The organism is Xanthobacter autotrophicus, assembly GCF_005871085.1.
Taxonomy (GTDB): Bacteria; Pseudomonadota; Alphaproteobacteria; order Rhizobiales; family Xanthobacteraceae; genus Xanthobacter; species Xanthobacter autotrophicus.
Genome location: NZ_VAUP01000015.1, coordinates 728497 through 744491, shown reverse-complemented (window position 1 = coordinate 744491; position 15995 = coordinate 728497). Strand labels below are relative to the sequence as shown.

Sequence of the window (15995 nt, the reverse complement as noted above, 5' to 3'; positions counted from 1 at the left end):
GAAGGATGGACGCGGGCAAGGCTGAGGCCGCAGCAGGCAAGGAACGTGGCACCAACGGGCAGAGCGCCCGCCGCGACGGCCGCCGCCATGTGGTCGTCGCATCGGCCTGCGCGGCCTTCATCGCCGCCATGGTGGGTGTCACCTATGCGTCGGTGCCGCTTTACGCCATGTTCTGCGCCCTGACCGGCTTCGGTGGTGCCACGCGGGTGGGCGCGGCGCCCTCTGCCGCCCCCATTGATCGCGAGATCACCATTCGCTTCGATGCCAATGTGGCGCCCGGCCTGCCTTGGGCCTTCGCGCCGGTGGAGCGCGACCTGACCATCAAGGTGGGGGCCACCAGCCTTGCCCACTACACAGCGGCGAACCGCTCCGCGCTGGAGACGCACGCCAACGCCACCTACAACGTCTCCCCGCCCCAGGCGGGGGCCTATTTCGTGAAGCTCCAATGCTTCTGCTTCGACGAGCAGACGCTGGGGGCGAACGAGAAGCTGGAGATGCCTGTCGTCTTCTACGTGGACCCGGCCATCGCGCAGGATCCGGATCTGAAGACGCTGACCGATATCACACTGTCCTACACATTCTTCCCCGCCAAGACAGCCGACAAGCCGGTGGCGCGGGCGAGTGGAACGGGGGCTGACGGCAGGCCGCTCTGACGTCGGCGCAGGCGCTCCGCACGGCGCGGCGCAATGTTTTAAGGCGGCCGAAAGGGCCGTCGATCAGGGATGGGGCCACGCGCCGGGTCTTCGGCGGGGCCTTCACGTGACAGGGGAAGGGAGGCCTTTCGCGATGGCCGAGGCACACGTCAAGAAACACGATTACCACGTCGTTGATCCGAGCCCCTGGCCGATCATCGGGGCCGTCTCGTCGCTCATACTCACCGCCGGCGCGGTGGTGTGGATGCATGGCGGCACCGCCATTGCCATGGCGGTGGGCTTCCTCGGCGTCCTCTACACCATGTTTGGCTGGTGGCGGGACATGGTCCATGAGAGTCGCGCCGGCTTCCACACGCGCGTGGTGGTGCTGGGCCTGCGCTACGGCATGATCCTGTTCATCGCCTCCGAGGTGATGTTCTTCGTCGCCTGGTTCTGGGCGTTCTTCGATGCTTCCCTCTTCACGAGCGAGGCCATCAACTTCCAGCGGCTGGAGTTCACCGGCGGCGTTTGGCCGCCCAAGGGGATCGAATCGTTCGACCCCTGGCACCTGCCCCTGCTCAACACGCTGATCCTGCTGACCTCCGGCACGACGCTCACCTGGGCTCACCATGCCCTCGTGCACGGCGACCGGCAGGGCATGAAGTGGGGCCTGTGGTGCACCGTGATCCTTGGCGTCCTGTTCTCGACGCTCCAGGCCTACGAATATGCCCATGCCCATTTCGCCTTCGCCGGCAACATCTATGGCGCCACCTTCTTCATGGCCACGGGCTTCCATGGCTTCCACGTGATCGTCGGCACCATCTTCCTCGCGGTGTGCCTGCTGCGGGCCTATCAGGGCGACTTCACCACGCAGAAGCATTTCGGCTTCGAGGCGGCGGCCTGGTACTGGCACTTCGTGGATGTGGTGTGGCTGTTCCTCTTCACCTTCATCTATGTGTGGGCGTCCGGCGGTTCCGCCGGTCACTGACCAGAGAACTGGCAGGGCAGGGCGGCACGTCGAACCCGCCCTGCCTTCGGTCCGCGCTGAGACGTTCCGTCCGTCAGCTCGGACGCAAGGATAGCGATCATGCCCCTCGACCCTCATTTCGCGCCGATCTCCCCGTGGTCGGCCGGTCTCGGCTGCCGCTGCCCCCGGTGCGGGCGCGGGCCGCTATTCAAGGGGTTTCTGGATCTGGCGCCGTCCTGCTCCGCCTGCGGGCTTGATTATAGCTTTGCCGACTCGGGCGACGGTCCGGCGGTCTTTGTCATCTTGATCGGCGGTTTCGTGGTGGTGGCGCTCGCCTTCTGGGTGGAGATGAAGTTCGAGCCGCCGCTCTGGGTCCATGCGCTACTTTGGATCCCGGCCATCCTGGTGGTGACGCTGGGCCTGCTGCGCCCCTTCAAGGGCGTGATGGTGGCGCTGCAATACCGCAACAAGGCCGCCGAGGGGCGGCTTGATTCGCACACTCCGTGAGCGCCGCGCCGGACGATGCTGCCGCTCGCGTCCGGCGGCCGGCTGGTGGCTTGGTGCTGCCGGCCATCGTCGCCCTGGCGGCCTTCCTCATCCTGATCGGCCTTGGAACCTGGCAGTTGGAGCGGCTCGCCTGGAAACAGGAATTGCTTGCCCGGGTCGAGGCGCGGGTGCATGCGCCGCCCGTGGCTGTTCCAGCGCCCGCGCTCTGGCCCAATCTCACCCGTGAGGAGGACGAGTATCGCCGTGTCCGCGTGCGCGGCACCTTCGACCACGGCCGGGAAACCCTCGTTTATACGGTGCGCGGCGAGGATGCGGCTGGTCCCGTGAAGGGGCAGGGCTATCTGGTGGTCACCCCGCTGCTGCGCTCCGATGGGCCGCCGATCCTGGTCAACCGCGGCTTCGTCCCGTCCGACCGGCGCGATCCCGCAACCCGCGCCGCCGGCCAGGTGACGGGCGAGGTGGAGGTGGTCGGCCTGCTGCGCCTGCCGGAGGAGGCGAGCTGGTTCGTGCCGGCCAACGATCCGGCGCGTGGCGGTTTCTTCCGCATGGATCCCGCCGGCATAGCCGCGGCCCGCCGCGTCCCGGGCGCGGCGCCTTTCGTCGTCGACGAGGAAGCGAATGCGGTGCCGGGGGGGCTGCCCCTGTCCGGGGGCACCCGCCTCGCCTTCCCCAACCGCCATCTGGAATATGCGCTCACCTGGTATGGCCTTGCCGCGGCGCTGGTGGGTGTGACAGCCGCATTCCTGTGGACCCGGCGCCGGGGCGGTGGTTCGGGTTGAGCACCACCCTCCGTGGCGTCGATCCAGCGTGGCGTTTTTGCAACGCCCTTCCGCTATCGCCGGCAAGCTCTTGACGCAACACGTCGTTAGCCATCTTTTCGTTGAGCTACCTTTGGGTTCGCTCCGTTCGGAATTTGCAAACGGCTCGGCCGCAGGATGGCCGCGGTTCAGTCAGAGGTCTTTCATGCATCGGTCGCTGCGTTTCGCCCTTCTCGCCACGGTGTTTTCCGTGGGTGGGTTGGTTTCCGCCACGGCGGCCGACCTGTTCTCGCCGCCGCCGGCCACCCCGGTGGCGCCCTCGGCGCAGGAGGACTGGTATCTCACCATCGGCGGCGCGGGCCAGCTGGAGCCCAAGTATCCCGGCTCGGACGACTACACGGTGCGGCCCGGCCTCATCTTCTCCATCAGCAAGGCCAGCCAGCTCAACGTCTTCCGCAGCGTGGACGACAATCCCTCCATCGCCCTGTTCGATACCGGCACCTTCCGCGTCGGCGCGGTGGGACGGCTCGACTGGGGGCGCAACGCGAGCGATGCGGATACGCTCACCGGCCTCGGTGATATCGGCGTGTCGGTGGAAGCCGGTGGCTTCGCCGAGTGGTACGTGACGCCCTGGCTGCGGACCCGCGCTGAGCTGCGCTATGGCGTCGGCGGCTTCGAGGGTGTGCGGGGCCTTCTCGGCGCGGATGTCATCGTGCCTTATGGCCAGTGGCGCTTCGCCGTCGGTCCGCGCCTGACCTACGGCGGCTCGGGCTATATGGAGACCTATTTCGGCGTCACGCCGGTGCAGTCGGCGGTGGCCACGGCATTCGGCAATCCGCTGCCGGTTTATAGCGCGGGCGCCGGCTTCGACCTGGTTGGCGCCACGGCCCAGCTCACCTACAATTTCCGCAACGGCTTCGAGGCGGGTGTCTACGGCACTTACGGTCACCTGCTCGGGGACGCCTCGTCCTCGCCGCTCACCAACGATGCCAACCAGTTCATGGCCGGCCTTTCGCTGAGCTACACCTTCAACATCGGCAAGGCCTGGTGGTGATCAGGTACCGGGCGCTCTGAGCTGCCCGTCTTCGGTCACTCCTTGACGTGCGTCGGGACGACCTGACGCTCGCGGCCATCGCCGCGCCTGAAGGGCGAAGCCGTCTCGAAAACATCTCTACCGCGAAGCAATTATCCGATCCGCTGCGATGCAATCTGAGCGCCGGTCAGCCTAACCGCCGCCACCAGAACCCGAATCGCCACCGGAATCCGGCCCGTGGCCGTGCCGCTGGCCGGCCTCGGTGGATTCGCGCTCGCCCGCATGCTGCCGCGCCGCCTCAACGGCAAGGATGAAGGCACCGCCGGCGGCTGCCGCAGCCGCGCCTGAAGCGGGGGCGGCCGAGGCCTGATCCGCGGTGGGGGCCGGTGCATCATGGCCTTCCCGCGCCATGCCGAAATCGGCGGGCGGCCGGCGCACCGGCACAGCGAGCGCGACCTGCCGCTCCGCCTTGGCCGGTCCCTTGGTTCGGCGCAGGGCGAAGAACATGGCCAGCGGCACGCCGACCACCAGCAGCGTCACGAGAAAACCGATGGCGTCCATGGGCAACGGCGGCTCCGTCAGCGCTGTTCGCGGCGGGCGAGGAAGGCCAGGCGTTCGAATAGGTGCACGTCCTGCTCGTTCTTGAGCAGTGCGCCGGCCAGCGGCGGAATGGTCTTGCGCAGGTCCTGCTGGCGCAGGGTCTCGCTGTCCACATCCTCGGCCAGCAGCAGCTTCAGCCAGTCGATCAGCTCGGAGGTGGAGGGCTTCTTTTTCAGGCCGGGCACTTCGCGCAGCTCGTAGAACAGGCGCATGGCCTCGGCCACGAGCCGCTGCTTGATGCCGGGAAAATGCACCTCGACGATGGCGCGCATGGTCTCGGCGTCGGGGAAGCGGATGTAGTGGAAGAAGCAGCGGCGCAGGAAGGCGTCCGGCAACTCCTTCTCGTTGTTGGAGGTGATGATGACCAGAGGACGCTGGCGCGCCTTCACCTGCTCGCCGGTCTCGTAGACGTGGAATTCCATGCGGTCGAGCTCCAGCAACAAATCGTTGGGGAACTCGATGTCGGCCTTGTCCACCTCGTCGATGAGCAGCACCGGCCGCACGTCCGAGGCGAACGCCGTCCACAGCTTGCCACGGCGGATGTAGTTGGTGATGTCGTGCACCCGGGGGTCGCCGAGCTGGCTGTCGCGCAGGCGCGCCACGGCGTCATACTCGTAGAGGCCCTGCTGCGCCTTGGTAGTGGACTTCACGTGCCATTCGATGAGCGGCGCGCCAAGCGCCCCGGCCACCTCCTGCGCCAGCACGGTCTTGCCGGTTCCGGGCTCGCCCTTCACCAGCAAGGGGCGTTCGAGCACGATGGCGGCGTTAACCGCCACCTTCAGATCATCGGTCGCCACATAGCTCTGCGTGCCCTCGAAACGCATGGATACACGTCCTCCCGGCGGCCATCTCGCCGCACCGCAGCAGGGTCGGGGGCCGAGCGCGCGGCGTCAAGCCCCGAGAACCCTGCGATGCCGGTTGTCGGAAACCTGCGGCGTGGATATAAGCGCCCCCGACAATGGAGCGTCATTCCTGTCCGGAAGGGTCCGGCTCCGCCGGCCAGGTCGCCAGGAGGTCGCTTCAGGTCGTTGACTCGGCACGGTTCGCCCGGATCCTGCATCCTTGGGATGCAAGGGCCCGAAGCGACACCGTGCCAGGGGTCAGCGACGCTTATTGAGGACCTTGCTGATGTCGATCCAAATCGACGAGGACTATCGGCCCCGCGAGGACGAGCCTTTCATGAACGACAGGCAGCGCGAGTATTTTCGCGTGAAGCTGTTGCGCTGGAAGGAAGATATCCTGAAGGAGGCCCGCGAGACCCTGCAGCACCTTCAGGACGAGAATCAGAACCATCCCGATCTTGCCGATCGGGCCTCGTCCGAGACCGACCGGTCCATCGAGCTGCGCGCCCGCGACCGCCAGCGCAAGCTCATCGCCAAGATCGATGCCGCGCTGCTACGGATCGAGGACGGCACATACGGTTATTGCGAGGACACCGGCGAGCCCATCTCGCTGAAGCGCCTGGAGGCCCGCCCCATCGCCACCCTTTCGGTGGAAGCGCAGGAGCGGCACGAACGGCGCGAGCGCGTCTATCGCGACGACTGACGCCTGCGACGAACGCCGTCTCGGGCACTTGGGTAAAACAAAAAGGGCCGGCGATGCATTGCGTCGCCGGCCCTTTTTGTTCAATCGGCCTACCTCATGCCGGCGGCGCCGATCCATGACCGGTGCCGAGACGCATTGCTCAATGCCCGCGGGCGCTGCTGCGGCCGAGCAGGTTGGCCATCTCCGCATCGAAATCGTCGAGCGGATCCTTCGCCTTCGGCTCCGGTGCTACAACCGGGGCATCAGGAGCGGTCTCGGTAGCCTTGGGCGCGACGGTCGGGATGAAGCCGGCACGGGACGGGGCATCTTCCTCCGCCTTGGCCTCGGCTTTCACCTCGTTGGCGGTCTCGGTCTTGGTGTCGACGGTGCCCTGCGGACGGGGAAGGGTCGCTGCGGGCTCGCTGGTGCGCAGCGGTTCGCGGGTGATCTCGCGCAGGGCCGGCGGTTCGCGGCGGGACGCGTCCAGGGCAGACGCCTCCCGGGTCGCGGGTTCGCGGGGGCTGGCTTCCAACGGGCGGAACGCGAACTCGCGCGGACGCAGCGGCGGCTCGACGCGGGCGGGTGCGGCCGGGCGGGCGCCATCCTCCGACGGGCGCTCCGCCCGGAGCGGATCCAGACGCGGTCGTACCTCGTCGCCGACGCGGGGCTCCGAACGGGAGCGCGACTGGTAGAGGAAGCGCGACAGCGGGCGGTCAGACGGGCGCACCTGCGGGCTGTCGATCGCGGGCTCGGGCTGGATGGCCGGTTCGGGCGCAGATTCGGACTTGTGTGCCACTCCGGGTTCCGCCTTGGGGGCGATGTCCCTGGGGGCGGTCTCCTTGGCTGCGGCGTCCGACTCGACGGGCTTTTCGGGCGTCTCGCCGAGCAGATCGGCCAGGCTCAACTGGGGCTCGGGGGGGGCGGGGTGCGCCGGCGCGGAATGGGCGAGGGCCGCATCAAGGCGATGCGCCAGATCGTCGAGACGGCCATCGATGGCCGGGGCTTCGGACCGGGCGGGTTCCATCCGCGGCAGAGGTGCCGGCTCGACCCGCGCGGGCGGCGCGAGCTCGATCTCGGGCGCCTTCCGGGGCTCGGCGGGCGCGAGCCGGACGGCGTCCGGCTCAACCGCCGGTGCGGGGGCCATCAGCGGCGACTGTGACGCCGGCCGTGCCGTGTACGCAGAGGGCGCGGGAGGGGTGATGGCTGGGGCCTCGGCAGCAGGGCGCACGGCCCGCGGCGCCGATGCGGGGCTTTCGTTGCGCAGCAGGGGGCGGCGGGAGGGCAGGGGGCGCCGGTCCTCGCGGGGGGCGGCCGGTGCGGGCGCAGTGGCGGCGGGGGGCGGCGCAAAGGCCGCCGCAGGGGCGGGTTCCGGCGTCGGCAGGGTCGGCGCAATTTGGGGCGCAACGGTAGCTGCGGCGAGAGCTTCGGGAGACGGCGGCGCGGCCGGGGCCTGGAGGCCACGGCGTCCGGCGGCGCGCTGCAACGCGGGCGCCTCGCGGGAGGCAGCGAGGGCCGGTGCGGGAGAAGCCGCAATGGCCGCGTCCTCGTCCTCGACCGCAATCTGGTGCTCCACTACGATGTCGCTGGCGCCGCCCACGAGGAGCAGGTGTTCCACTTCGTCACGGCGCACCAGGACAAGGCGCCGGCGCTGGTCGACCGCCACGCTGTCCAGAACCGCAAGGCGAGGACCGGCGCGGCCGCTCCGGACGGGGCCGCGTCCACGGCTGGTGAGGCGTCGCATCACCAGCACTGTCACGGCCAACAACGCACCGATCACGACGACGGCGATCGCCAGGCGGATCGGAAGCGCCAGCTGGGACCCGAACAACTGCTGTAGCATCATGCCTCCGCTCTGATGTAAGGCGCTTTCGTGTGCCTGTGGACCACGAAACGCTGTCGGGGAAACCCCCATGCCGACGACGGCGGCTTTAACCTCAAGAAAGAGAATGCGTTATCCGAACAGATTGCGGTGCAATCCGATCAGCGCGCGCTCTAGCCTCTCGTCACCGGCTCGATATGTGCGTCAGCCTCGGACCCGCACACGCCGCCCGGCGCACAGGCTGTGATCCTGAAGCTCAAGGCCTAAGCTTTTGTTGATAATCATGGCAGGAATTAAGGCGTATGCGCATTTGGCGGCACAATGCAGGCGCACCATCGGGGAATGCTTCGTTCTGACCTTACGGAAGATGATCGGTTAACGTGTTCTTTTGTCATGAGTTTAGGGGCAGATTCACCAAATGGGCCGATTCACCCTCGTGGGATCGGATTTTTTGCGGTGCGGTGTGACGGAGCAGGACGGCTGCAATGAGCGGTGAGCGACGGACCGAAAATGGCACCGGCGGGCGGGTGAGCCGCGGCAGGGCGGCGAGCCGGGCAGCACGTTCTGTTCTGGCCGTCGTCGCGGCACTGGCCGGCGGCTTCGCGGCGGGGCTGTTCCTCGGCGAGGGGACGAATGCGGTGGTCTCGGCGCTGGTGGTGGCGCTTGCCGTGGTGGGCGGCATCGAGCTGGTGCTCGCCGTGCGGCGCGCGCTGACCGGCGGCGAACCGGAGGATCCCCTTGCGGGGGCCGTGCTGGCCGCCTCAGGCGACGCCATGGCGGTGGTGGAGGACGGTGAGCGGGTGGTGGAGTCCAACGCCGCCTATCTGCGCATGTGCCGCAGCGGGGTCGACGCGCCACCCGTGCCCGAGCGCTTCCTGGCGCGCATTCCCGGTAGCCAGCCCATGGTGGGTGAGCTTCTGAATGCGGTCGCGGCCAACGCCGAGGGCCGCAGCGCCGTCGCCTTCGCCACAGGTCCCGGCGGGCGGCGGCTGGAGGTCAGCGTGCATCCCCTGGGTTCGCCCCGCCGGGTGCTGTGGACGCTGCGCACGGCCCAGGACCCCCAGGACGTTGCGATGTCGCCCATCGCCCCCGAGGCCCCGGCGCACCCTGCGGTGGAGGCGCCGCAGATTTCCGAGCTGGTTCCCGGGGCGGATCTGGTGGCCGTCTGGGAACGGGCGCCGGCGGGTCTGCTGCATCTGTCGGGCGGCCGTGTGCTGGCGCCGAATCTCACTTTGTGCCGCATGCTCGGCTATGTCCTCGCCGATTGGGGACCGGACGGTCGCGATGTGCGCGAGGTGGTGGCGCCTGACGATCTCGGCCGCCTGGAACAAGCGCTGGCTGCTGGAACGGAAGCCGCCCTCGCCGTCGCGCTGACCCGCAAGGATGGCACGCGCCTTCCCGCGCTCCTTCGCCTCGCGCCGGCCCAGGCGCCGGCCGAGGGCATGGTGGCCGCCGCCATACCCCTCGACGGGCTCGCGCACGCATTGCCCGAGCGGGAGGGGGAGTCCCGGCGGGTGATGACCGACGCGCCGGCGGCATCATCGGACCTGTTCTTCCTGAACGCGCCGTTGGCTTTGGCATTGGTGGACCCGGCCGGCCACGTTCGCGCCGCCAATGCCGCCTTCGCCCGCCTGTTCGGCCGCGATGCCGCCGGACGGCCTCTGGGAACCCTTGTGGCCGATGCGGCCGGAGCCGAAAGTCTTCTGGCCGGCGCGGTACAAGGGGGCGAGCCGCCCGCGCCCTGCGACGTGACTCTCGCTGGCCCGGCCGGCCGCTCGGCCCGCCTTTACGCCGCCGCGCTCGGGCCGGGCGGGGGCGGGGACATCGCCCTGTGCGCCATCGACACCAGCGAACAGAAGCAGTTGGAGGCGCAATTCGCCGAATCGCAGAAGCTGCAGGCAGTGGGCCATCTGGCGGGCGGTGTCGCGCACGACTTCAATAATATCCTCACAGCGATTCTGGGCTATTGCGACCTGCTGCTGGTAAAGCATCGCCAGAGCGACCCGTCCTTCCCGGACATCATGCAGATCAAGCAGAACGCCAACCGTGCCGCCGGCCTGGTGGGGCAGTTGCTCGCCTTCTCCCGGCGCCAGACCCTGCTGCCGCAGGTGATCGAACTCACCGATGTGATTTCCGACGCGGCCGCCCTGCTGCGCCGTCTCATCGGCGAGCGCATCACGCTGGAGGTCCAGCACGCCCGCGACCTGTGGCCGGTGAAGGTGGACAAGAACCAGTTCGAGCAGGTGATCATCAACCTCGCGGTGAACGCCCGCGACGCCATGCCGGACGGCGGCACGCTGACGGTGCGCACGTCCAACGTCCCGGCCGCCGCCTCCACGTCCTACGGGCAGCGCCTGCCCGAAGGCGACTATGTGCTGGTGGAGGTTGCGGACACCGGCACCGGCATCCCGCCCGAGATCATGGGCAAGATCTTCGAGCCCTTCTTTTCTACCAAGGAGGTAGGCAAGGGCACCGGGCTCGGCCTCTCCACCGTCTACGGTATCGTGGAGCAGACCGGCGGCACCATCCTCGCCGAGAGCGAGCTTGGGGCCGGCACCACCTTCCGCGTGTTCCTGCCGCGCCACACCGGCGCGGTGGAGGAGGAGGCGCCGCGCCCCGCCGAGCCGGAATCCAAGGTCGCTGACCTCACAGGTCAGGGGCGGGTGCTCCTGGTGGAGGACGAGGACGCGGTACGGGCCTTCGCCAGCCGCGCACTGGCCAATCGCGGCTACGAGGTTCTGGCAGCGGCGAGCGGTGTCGAGGCGCTGGAGCTGTTCGAGGCCGCCGGCACTGTGGATATCGTGATTTCCGACGTGGTCATGCCGGAGATGGACGGACCCACCCTGCTGAGGGAATTGCGGGCGCGTGACCCTGCGCTCAAGGTCATCTTCATCTCCGGCTACGCCGAGGAGGCCTTCGCCCGCAACCTGCCGCCCAGCGAGCGCTTTTCGTTCCTACCCAAGCCCTTCTCCCTCAAGCAGTTGGTGGCGGCCGTCAGCGAGACGTTACGCGCTTGACCCGAGTAGACGGGGGCTCGGGAATTGCGCATTGTTTGGCGCGTGCGGGCCTTCGTGGCGGCCGATTAAGGGCTTTGCCCAGGTCTGTGCCAACCTGCCCGGGCCCCTGACGCGTGCGTTTTCAGGCGTCCGGGGACAAGGGAGGTCGTTATGGCAATGTCGGGTCGTCGCCGGGAACTCGCGGGCTGGTCGCGCCTCGCGGTCGCATTGGCATTCGGGTGGACCACCAGCGTTTATCCAGCCCTGGCGCAGTCGCCGCCGCCCGATGCGGGGCCGCCGGCCGTCGTCGCCCCGCAGCCACCGGTTGCCGCTCCGCCGGTGTCTGCTGCTCCTGTGCCGGCCGCTCCCATGCCGGCCCCCCCAGTGCCGGCCGCGCCGCCGGATGCCAGCGCCGCCGTGCCGCCCGCTCCGGCCGCGCAGGACACCCAGTTGCGCTATACGCTGGCTGAACTGGAGACGCTGCTCGCCCCCTATGCGCTCTACCCCGACACGCTGCTGGCGCAGATGCTGCCGGCGACCGCCTATCCCCTGGAGCTGGTGCAGGCCCAGCGCTGGATCGAGCGTAACAAAACGGCGGTGAACAAGGGCAACTTCGCTGGCGCCGATGCGCAGAAGTGGGACCCCTCAGTGAAGGCGATGGTGCGCTTTCCCACCGTGGTCGCCAAGCTGAACGAGGACCTGGAATCGACCCAGTCCATCGGCTTTGCCTTCGTGATGCAGCCCGAGGACGTGTCCGTGGCCATCCAGGCCCTGCGCGCCAAGGCCGAGGCCGTGGGCTCGCTCAAGACCAACGACAAGCAGGTGGTGACGCGGCGCGAGGAGGGCGGACGCAGCGTCGTCTACATTACCTCGTCCGATCCCACCGTGCTCTATGTGCCCGAGTATGACTATTCGACCATCTACACCGCCGCGGGCGTGGGGCTGCTGGCCTTCGGCGCTGGCGTGCTGGTGGGCAATGCCTGGAACAATTCGTGGAACTGGGGACGCGGCTGGGTCTATCCGCCGGTATGGCCCGGCTATCCCGGCTGGCGCCCGCCGCCGCCGCGCCCGCCGGGTGGCTGGCCGGGCGGTCCCGGTGGCCCCGGCGGCTGGCCGGGAGGCCCAGGAGGCCCCGGCGGTCCGGGAGGGCCCGGTGGTCCGGGTGGCCCTGGAGGTCCGGGAGATCCTGGTCATTGGGGTGGCCCGGGTCCCGGGGGCGGGCAGCCCTGGAAGCCGAATCCCGGCAAGCCGATGCCCGGCAAGCCCGGCGGTCCCGGCGGTCCCGGTGGTCCGGGCGGGCCGGGTAAGCCGGGCGGCCCCGGAGGCCCGGGTGGGCCAGGGTTCATCGGCGGTGCAGGTGGCCCGGGCGGTCCGGGCAAGCCAGGCGGACCGGGTGGTCCGGGAGGTGTCGGTGGGCCGGGCAAACCGGGCGGCCCCGGCGGTGTCGGCAAGCCCGGCGGCGCCGGTCAGTTCGGTGGTCCGGGCAAGCCGGGTGGCGCTTCAAGCCGGCCGGGTGGCTCTGCTGGCGGCCCAGGGAAGCCGGCCGGCGCCAGCGTGAAGCGCGCGCCCAAAGGCCCGCCCGGCGGCGGGGCGCAGCAGATCAAGAGGGGGGGCGGCGCGAGGCCGACCGCCCATTCTCCGCAGATGCGATCCGGCGGGGGGCACCCCGGTCGCGCGCCGCAGATGCGGTCCGGTGGCGCGCCGAGGAGTGGTGGCGCCGTCAGGCCGCATGGCGGCGGTGGCCGCGGCGGGCGTCGTTGACTCAGGCGATACCGGCCGGCGCGACTCACCTCGCGCCGGCCGGTATGCTGCGCTGCACATGAGTGCGCTCCAAAAACAGGCGTCCCGTGCTCGCCAGGCTCCGGGCCTCGCAAACACGGGTGATGCAATACGGGGCGGGGCCAACCATCCGATCCGGGCTTCGCGGGCATCCCCGTTCCGTCAGCCGCGGTCAGGAATTTGGTACGCGGCCCGGGGCATCGACAAGGCATTGTGTCGCATGGCGCCGTACAAGGCCCGAGGCCCCGGGTTGCCGGCTCATCATCCCAGGTGTCCGCGTGGGCTGTGAAGGCACATTCCTGTCCTATTTGCGCCCTCTCCAAGCTGAGACGAGGCCGCAAGCTGGGACGTCGCGCGCTGCCCGTTCCCCCTCGTTGCCGGGATGGGGCAGCACCTTCGCCGAAGCGCGCACTTGCCTCCCATCTGGCGCTGCGATAAGGCTGCGGCGTCGTTTCGAATTCCTCTAGCCGAACGGCGCGGTACCGCTTCAAGCGCATCGCCCGATCGTCGCGATGTGACGATCTGCGCCGCTTCTAGCCCCGATCCAGCGCCCCGAGGTGCGAGCAAAATGAACGCGTTGCTCATGGATTATCTGCCGGTGGTCATTTTCATCGGCGTGTCGCTGGTGATCGGGCTCGCCCTGCTCGCTTCGCCCTTCATCGTGGCCTATCAGAATCCGGATCCGGAGAAACTGTCGGCCTACGAATGCGGCTTCAATGCGTTCGACGATGCGCGAATGACCTTCGACGCGCGCTTCTATCTCGTCGCGATCCTCTTCATCATCTTCGACCTGGAAGTGGCCTTCCTGTTTCCGTGGGCCATCACATTCGGTGGCCTCGGCGACCTCGGATTCTGGTCGATGATGACGTTCCTCGGTGTCCTCACCGTTGGCTTCATCTACGAATGGCGCAAGGGAGCTCTGGAATGGGACTGACCCCTTCGGCCACCAAGCCCGAGATCGCGCCTGCCCCCAAGGGCATCGTCGATCCCTCCACCGGCCGCCCCGTGGGTGCGGATGATCCCTTCTTCAAGGAGATCAATGCCGAGCTGGCGGACAAGGGCTTCATCCTCACCACCGCCGACGATCTCATCACCTGGGCGCGCACCGGCTCGCTCATGTGGATGACCTTCGGCCTCGCCTGCTGCGCGGTGGAGATGATGCAAGTCTCCATGCCGCGCTATGACGTGGAGCGCTTCGGTTTCGCGCCCCGCGCCTCGCCGCGCCAGTCGGACGTGATGATCGTCGCCGGCACGCTGACCAACAAGATGGCCCCGGCACTGCGCAAGGTCTACGACCAGATGCCGGAGCCGCGCTACGTCATCTCCATGGGCTCCTGCGCCAACGGCGGCGGCTACTATCACTTCTCCTATGCGGTGGTACGCGGCTGCGATCGCATCGTGCCGGTTGATATCTACGTGCCGGGCTGCCCGCCCACTGCGGAAGCGCTGCTCTATGGCGTGCTGCTGCTGCAGAAGAAGATCCGCCGCATCGGCACCATCGAGCGCTGAGCCGGGAGCAATTCGATGGATGAAGCCCTCAACGACCTCGCGACGCACGCATCGGCGGCCCTTCCCGGCGCCGTGCTCGGCGCCGCCGTGGCCCATGGCGAGCTGACGCTGCAGATCGAGCCGGCGCAGATTGTGAAGGTCGCGACTTTCCTGCGGGATGATCCGGCCTGCCTGTTCCACTGCATCGTGGACGTGTGCGGCGTCGATTATCCGGCCCGCGAGAAGCGTTTCGACGTGGTCTATCACCTGCTGTCACTGAAGCAGAACGTCCGTATCCGCCTGAAGGTGGAGACCGACGAGGATACCCCGGTTCCTTCCATCTGCTCGGTCTTTCCCGGCGCCAACTGGTTCGAGCGGGAGGCCTACGACATGTATGGCATCCTGTTCACCGGCCACCCGGAACTGCGCCGCCTGCTCACCGACTACGGCTTCGACGGGCATCCCCTGCGCAAGGACTTCCCGACCACGGGCTTCGTGGAGGTGCGCTACGACGACGAGCAGAAGCGCGTGGTCTATGAGCCGGTGCGCCTGCCGCAGGAATTCCGCAACTTCGACTTCCTCTCCCCGTGGGAGGGCGTCGAATACGTCCTTCCCGGTGACGAGAAGGCCTCGGGCCAGCCGCCCGTTCCCCCCAAGGCCGGCTGAGGGAGCGCCTTATGGTTGACATCGCCGACGAGCTGAAGCCGGCCGACAAGGTCCGCAACTTCCAGATCAATTTCGGCCCGCAGCATCCTGCTGCGCACGGCGTGCTGCGCCTCGTGCTGGAACTGGATGGCGAGGTGGTCGAGCGGGTGGATCCGCATATCGGCCTCCTGCACCGTGGCACCGAGAAGCTGATCGAGGCCAAGACGTATCTTCAGGCCGTGCCCTATTTCGACCGGCTCGACTATTGCGCGCCCATGAACCAGGAGCACGCCTTCTGCCTGTCGGTGGAGAAGCTGCTGGGCATCGAGGTGCCCAAGCGCGGCCAGCTCATCCGCGTGCTGTATTCCGAGATCGGGCGCCTGCTCTCCCACCTCCTCAACGTGACCACGTTCGCCATGGACGTGGGCGCGCTGACCCCGCCTTTGTGGGGCTTCGAGGAGCGCGAGAAGCTCATGATCTTCTATGAGCGTGCCTCGGGCAGCCGCATGCATGCGGCCTATTTCCGGCCCGGCGGCGTGCACCAGGACCTGCCGCGGGCGCTGGTGGAGGACATCGGCGCCTTTTGCGACCCGTTCCTGAAGCTGCTGGACGATCTCGACGGCCTCGTCACCGAGAACCGCATCTTCAAGCAGCGCACCGTGGACATCGGCGTGGTGACGCTGGAAGACGCGCTGGCCTGGGGCTTCTCGGGCGTGATGGTGCGTGGCTCCGGTGCCGCCTGGGACCTGCGCCGCGCCCAGCCCTATGAGTGCTATTCCGAGCTGGATTTCGACATTCCCATCGGCAAGCACGGCGACTGCTACGATCGCTACGTGGTGCGCATGGAAGAGATGCGCCAGTCCACCAAGATCATGAAACAGTGCGTGGAGCGCCTGCTGAAGGAGACCGGCCCGGTCTCCACCACTGACAACAAGATCGTGCCGCCCAAGCGGGGCGAGATGAAGCGCTCCATGGAAGCGCTCATCCATCACTTCAAGCTCTATACTGAGGGCTTCCACGTGCCCGAGGGCGACGTGTATGCGGCCGTCGAGGCGCCCAAGGGCGAGTTCGGTGTCTATCTCGTCTCCGACGGCACCAACAAGCCGTATCGCTGCAAGATCCGCGCTCCGGGCTTCGCCCACCTGCAGGCGATGGATTTCCTCTGCCGCGGCCACATGCTCGCCGACGTTTCGGCGGTGCTGGGTTCGCTCGACATCGTGTTCGGCGAGGTGGACCGCTGATGGCCC

15 protein-coding genes are annotated in these 15995 nt (G+C 68.2%); 12 read left to right on the top strand and 3 right to left on the bottom strand.

Annotation, left to right across the window (positions count from 1 at the left end):
- Positions 1–5 precede the first annotated feature (5 nt).
- The 5 genes from FBQ73_RS08225 to FBQ73_RS08205 all read left to right on the top strand — a co-directional run bounded on the left by FBQ73_RS08225 (position 6) and on the right by FBQ73_RS08205 (position 3918).
- Complete coding sequence (locus tag FBQ73_RS08225) at positions 6–653, top strand: cytochrome c oxidase assembly protein (RefSeq protein ID WP_138398962.1); 648 nt, start codon at positions 6–8, stop codon at positions 651–653.
- A gap of 133 nt (positions 654–786) precedes the next feature.
- Positions 787–1620, top strand: a complete 834-nt coding sequence (locus tag FBQ73_RS08220) for a cytochrome c oxidase subunit 3 (RefSeq protein ID WP_138398961.1) — start codon at positions 787–789, stop codon at positions 1618–1620.
- A gap of 99 nt (positions 1621–1719) precedes the next feature.
- Positions 1720–2106 carry a DUF983 domain-containing protein gene (locus FBQ73_RS08215; RefSeq protein ID WP_138398960.1) on the top strand — a complete coding sequence of 129 codons (387 nt, stop codon included), beginning with the start codon at positions 1720–1722 and terminating at the stop codon, positions 2104–2106.
- A complete protein-coding gene (locus tag FBQ73_RS08210; protein ID WP_138398959.1) occupies positions 2103–2885 on the top strand; it encodes an SURF1 family protein in 783 nt (260 codons plus the stop codon). Before FBQ73_RS08215 ends, FBQ73_RS08210 begins: the two co-directional genes overlap by 4 nt.
- Before the next feature lie 184 nt (positions 2886–3069).
- Positions 3070–3918: a MipA/OmpV family protein gene (locus FBQ73_RS08205; RefSeq protein ID WP_138398958.1), complete on the top strand. Its 849-nt coding sequence runs from the start codon at positions 3070–3072 to the stop codon at positions 3916–3918.
- A gap of 171 nt (positions 3919–4089) precedes the next feature.
- On the opposite strand, the gene FBQ73_RS08200 is transcribed toward FBQ73_RS08205, so the two are convergent.
- Together FBQ73_RS08200 and FBQ73_RS08195 are read right to left on the bottom strand one after the other, a co-directional pair.
- Positions 4090–4458 (bottom strand): hypothetical protein, encoded by a 369-nt coding sequence (locus tag FBQ73_RS08200; protein ID WP_138398957.1) that lies wholly within the window; start codon positions 4456–4458, stop codon positions 4090–4092.
- Between the two features lie 17 nt (positions 4459–4475).
- A complete protein-coding gene (locus FBQ73_RS08195) occupies positions 4476–5321 on the bottom strand; it encodes an AAA family ATPase (RefSeq protein WP_138398956.1) in 846 nt (281 codons plus the stop codon).
- 304 nt (positions 5322–5625) lie between these two features.
- On the opposite strand from FBQ73_RS08195, the gene dksA reads away from it, so the two are divergent.
- On the top strand, positions 5626–6042 hold the full coding sequence (dksA, locus tag FBQ73_RS08190) for an RNA polymerase-binding protein DksA (RefSeq protein ID WP_041576138.1): 417 nt from the start codon (positions 5626–5628) through the stop codon (positions 6040–6042).
- Between the two features lie 139 nt (positions 6043–6181).
- On the opposite strand, the gene FBQ73_RS23130 is transcribed toward dksA, so the two are convergent.
- Positions 6182–7864, bottom strand: coding sequence for a flagellar biosynthetic protein FliO (locus FBQ73_RS23130; protein WP_170218791.1), 1683 nt, complete (start codon positions 7862–7864; stop codon positions 6182–6184).
- Between the two features lie 461 nt (positions 7865–8325).
- Here FBQ73_RS23130 and FBQ73_RS08180 point away from each other — a divergent pair, with 461 nt between their 5' ends.
- From FBQ73_RS08180 to FBQ73_RS08150, 6 genes are all read left to right on the top strand, one after another.
- Complete coding sequence (locus FBQ73_RS08180; protein ID WP_138398954.1) at positions 8326–10857, top strand: hybrid sensor histidine kinase/response regulator; 2532 nt, start codon at positions 8326–8328, stop codon at positions 10855–10857.
- A 348-nt stretch (positions 10858–11205) separates the two neighbouring features.
- The gene (locus tag FBQ73_RS23370; protein ID WP_138398952.1) at positions 11206–12597 is read left to right on the top strand and encodes a DUF3300 domain-containing protein; all 1392 of its coding nucleotides are present in this window, start codon (positions 11206–11208) and stop codon (positions 12595–12597) included.
- A gap of 586 nt (positions 12598–13183) precedes the next feature.
- A complete protein-coding gene (locus tag FBQ73_RS08165; RefSeq protein WP_138399044.1) occupies positions 13184–13549 on the top strand; it encodes an NADH-quinone oxidoreductase subunit A in 366 nt (121 codons plus the stop codon).
- Positions 13540–14124 carry a NuoB/complex I 20 kDa subunit family protein gene (locus FBQ73_RS08160; protein WP_170218789.1) on the top strand — a complete coding sequence of 195 codons (585 nt, stop codon included), beginning with the start codon at positions 13540–13542 and terminating at the stop codon, positions 14122–14124. Before FBQ73_RS08165 ends, FBQ73_RS08160 begins: the two co-directional genes overlap by 10 nt.
- 15 nt (positions 14125–14139) lie before the next feature.
- Complete coding sequence (locus FBQ73_RS08155; protein WP_138398950.1) at positions 14140–14769, top strand: NADH-quinone oxidoreductase subunit C; 630 nt, start codon at positions 14140–14142, stop codon at positions 14767–14769.
- An 11-nt stretch (positions 14770–14780) separates the two neighbouring features.
- Positions 14781–15989 (top strand): NADH-quinone oxidoreductase subunit D, encoded by a 1209-nt coding sequence (locus tag FBQ73_RS08150; RefSeq protein WP_138398949.1) that lies wholly within the window; start codon positions 14781–14783, stop codon positions 15987–15989.
- Positions 15990–15995 lie beyond the last annotated feature (6 nt).

What these genes read in the sequence shown, in the direction of transcription:
- FBQ73_RS08150 (WP_138398949.1), top strand. Translation starts at nt 14,781, where the DNA reads ATGGTTGACATCGCCGACGAGCTGAAGCCGGCCGACAAGGTCCGCAAC.
- FBQ73_RS08195 (WP_138398956.1), bottom strand. Translation starts at nt 5,321, where the DNA reads ATGCGTTTCGAGGGCACGCAGAGCTATGTGGCGACCGATGATCTGAAG.
- FBQ73_RS08180 (WP_138398954.1), top strand. Translation starts at nt 8,326, where the DNA reads ATGAGCGGTGAGCGACGGACCGAAAATGGCACCGGCGGGCGGGTGAGC.
- FBQ73_RS08225 (WP_138398962.1), top strand. Translation starts at nt 6, where the DNA reads ATGGACGCGGGCAAGGCTGAGGCCGCAGCAGGCAAGGAACGTGGCACC.
- FBQ73_RS08200 (WP_138398957.1), bottom strand. Translation starts at nt 4,458, where the DNA reads ATGGACGCCATCGGTTTTCTCGTGACGCTGCTGGTGGTCGGCGTGCCG.
- FBQ73_RS08205 (WP_138398958.1), top strand. Translation starts at nt 3,070, where the DNA reads ATGCATCGGTCGCTGCGTTTCGCCCTTCTCGCCACGGTGTTTTCCGTG.
- FBQ73_RS08155 (WP_138398950.1), top strand. Translation starts at nt 14,140, where the DNA reads ATGGATGAAGCCCTCAACGACCTCGCGACGCACGCATCGGCGGCCCTT.
- FBQ73_RS08215 (WP_138398960.1), top strand. Translation starts at nt 1,720, where the DNA reads ATGCCCCTCGACCCTCATTTCGCGCCGATCTCCCCGTGGTCGGCCGGT.
- dksA (WP_041576138.1), top strand. Translation starts at nt 5,626, where the DNA reads ATGTCGATCCAAATCGACGAGGACTATCGGCCCCGCGAGGACGAGCCT.
- FBQ73_RS08160 (WP_170218789.1), top strand. Translation starts at nt 13,540, where the DNA reads ATGGGACTGACCCCTTCGGCCACCAAGCCCGAGATCGCGCCTGCCCCC.
- FBQ73_RS08165 (WP_138399044.1), top strand. Translation starts at nt 13,184, where the DNA reads ATGAACGCGTTGCTCATGGATTATCTGCCGGTGGTCATTTTCATCGGC.
- FBQ73_RS23370 (WP_138398952.1), top strand. Translation starts at nt 11,206, where the DNA reads ATGCCGGCCCCCCCAGTGCCGGCCGCGCCGCCGGATGCCAGCGCCGCC.
- FBQ73_RS23130 (WP_170218791.1), bottom strand. Translation starts at nt 7,864, where the DNA reads ATGATGCTACAGCAGTTGTTCGGGTCCCAGCTGGCGCTTCCGATCCGC.
- FBQ73_RS08220 (WP_138398961.1), top strand. Translation starts at nt 787, where the DNA reads ATGGCCGAGGCACACGTCAAGAAACACGATTACCACGTCGTTGATCCG.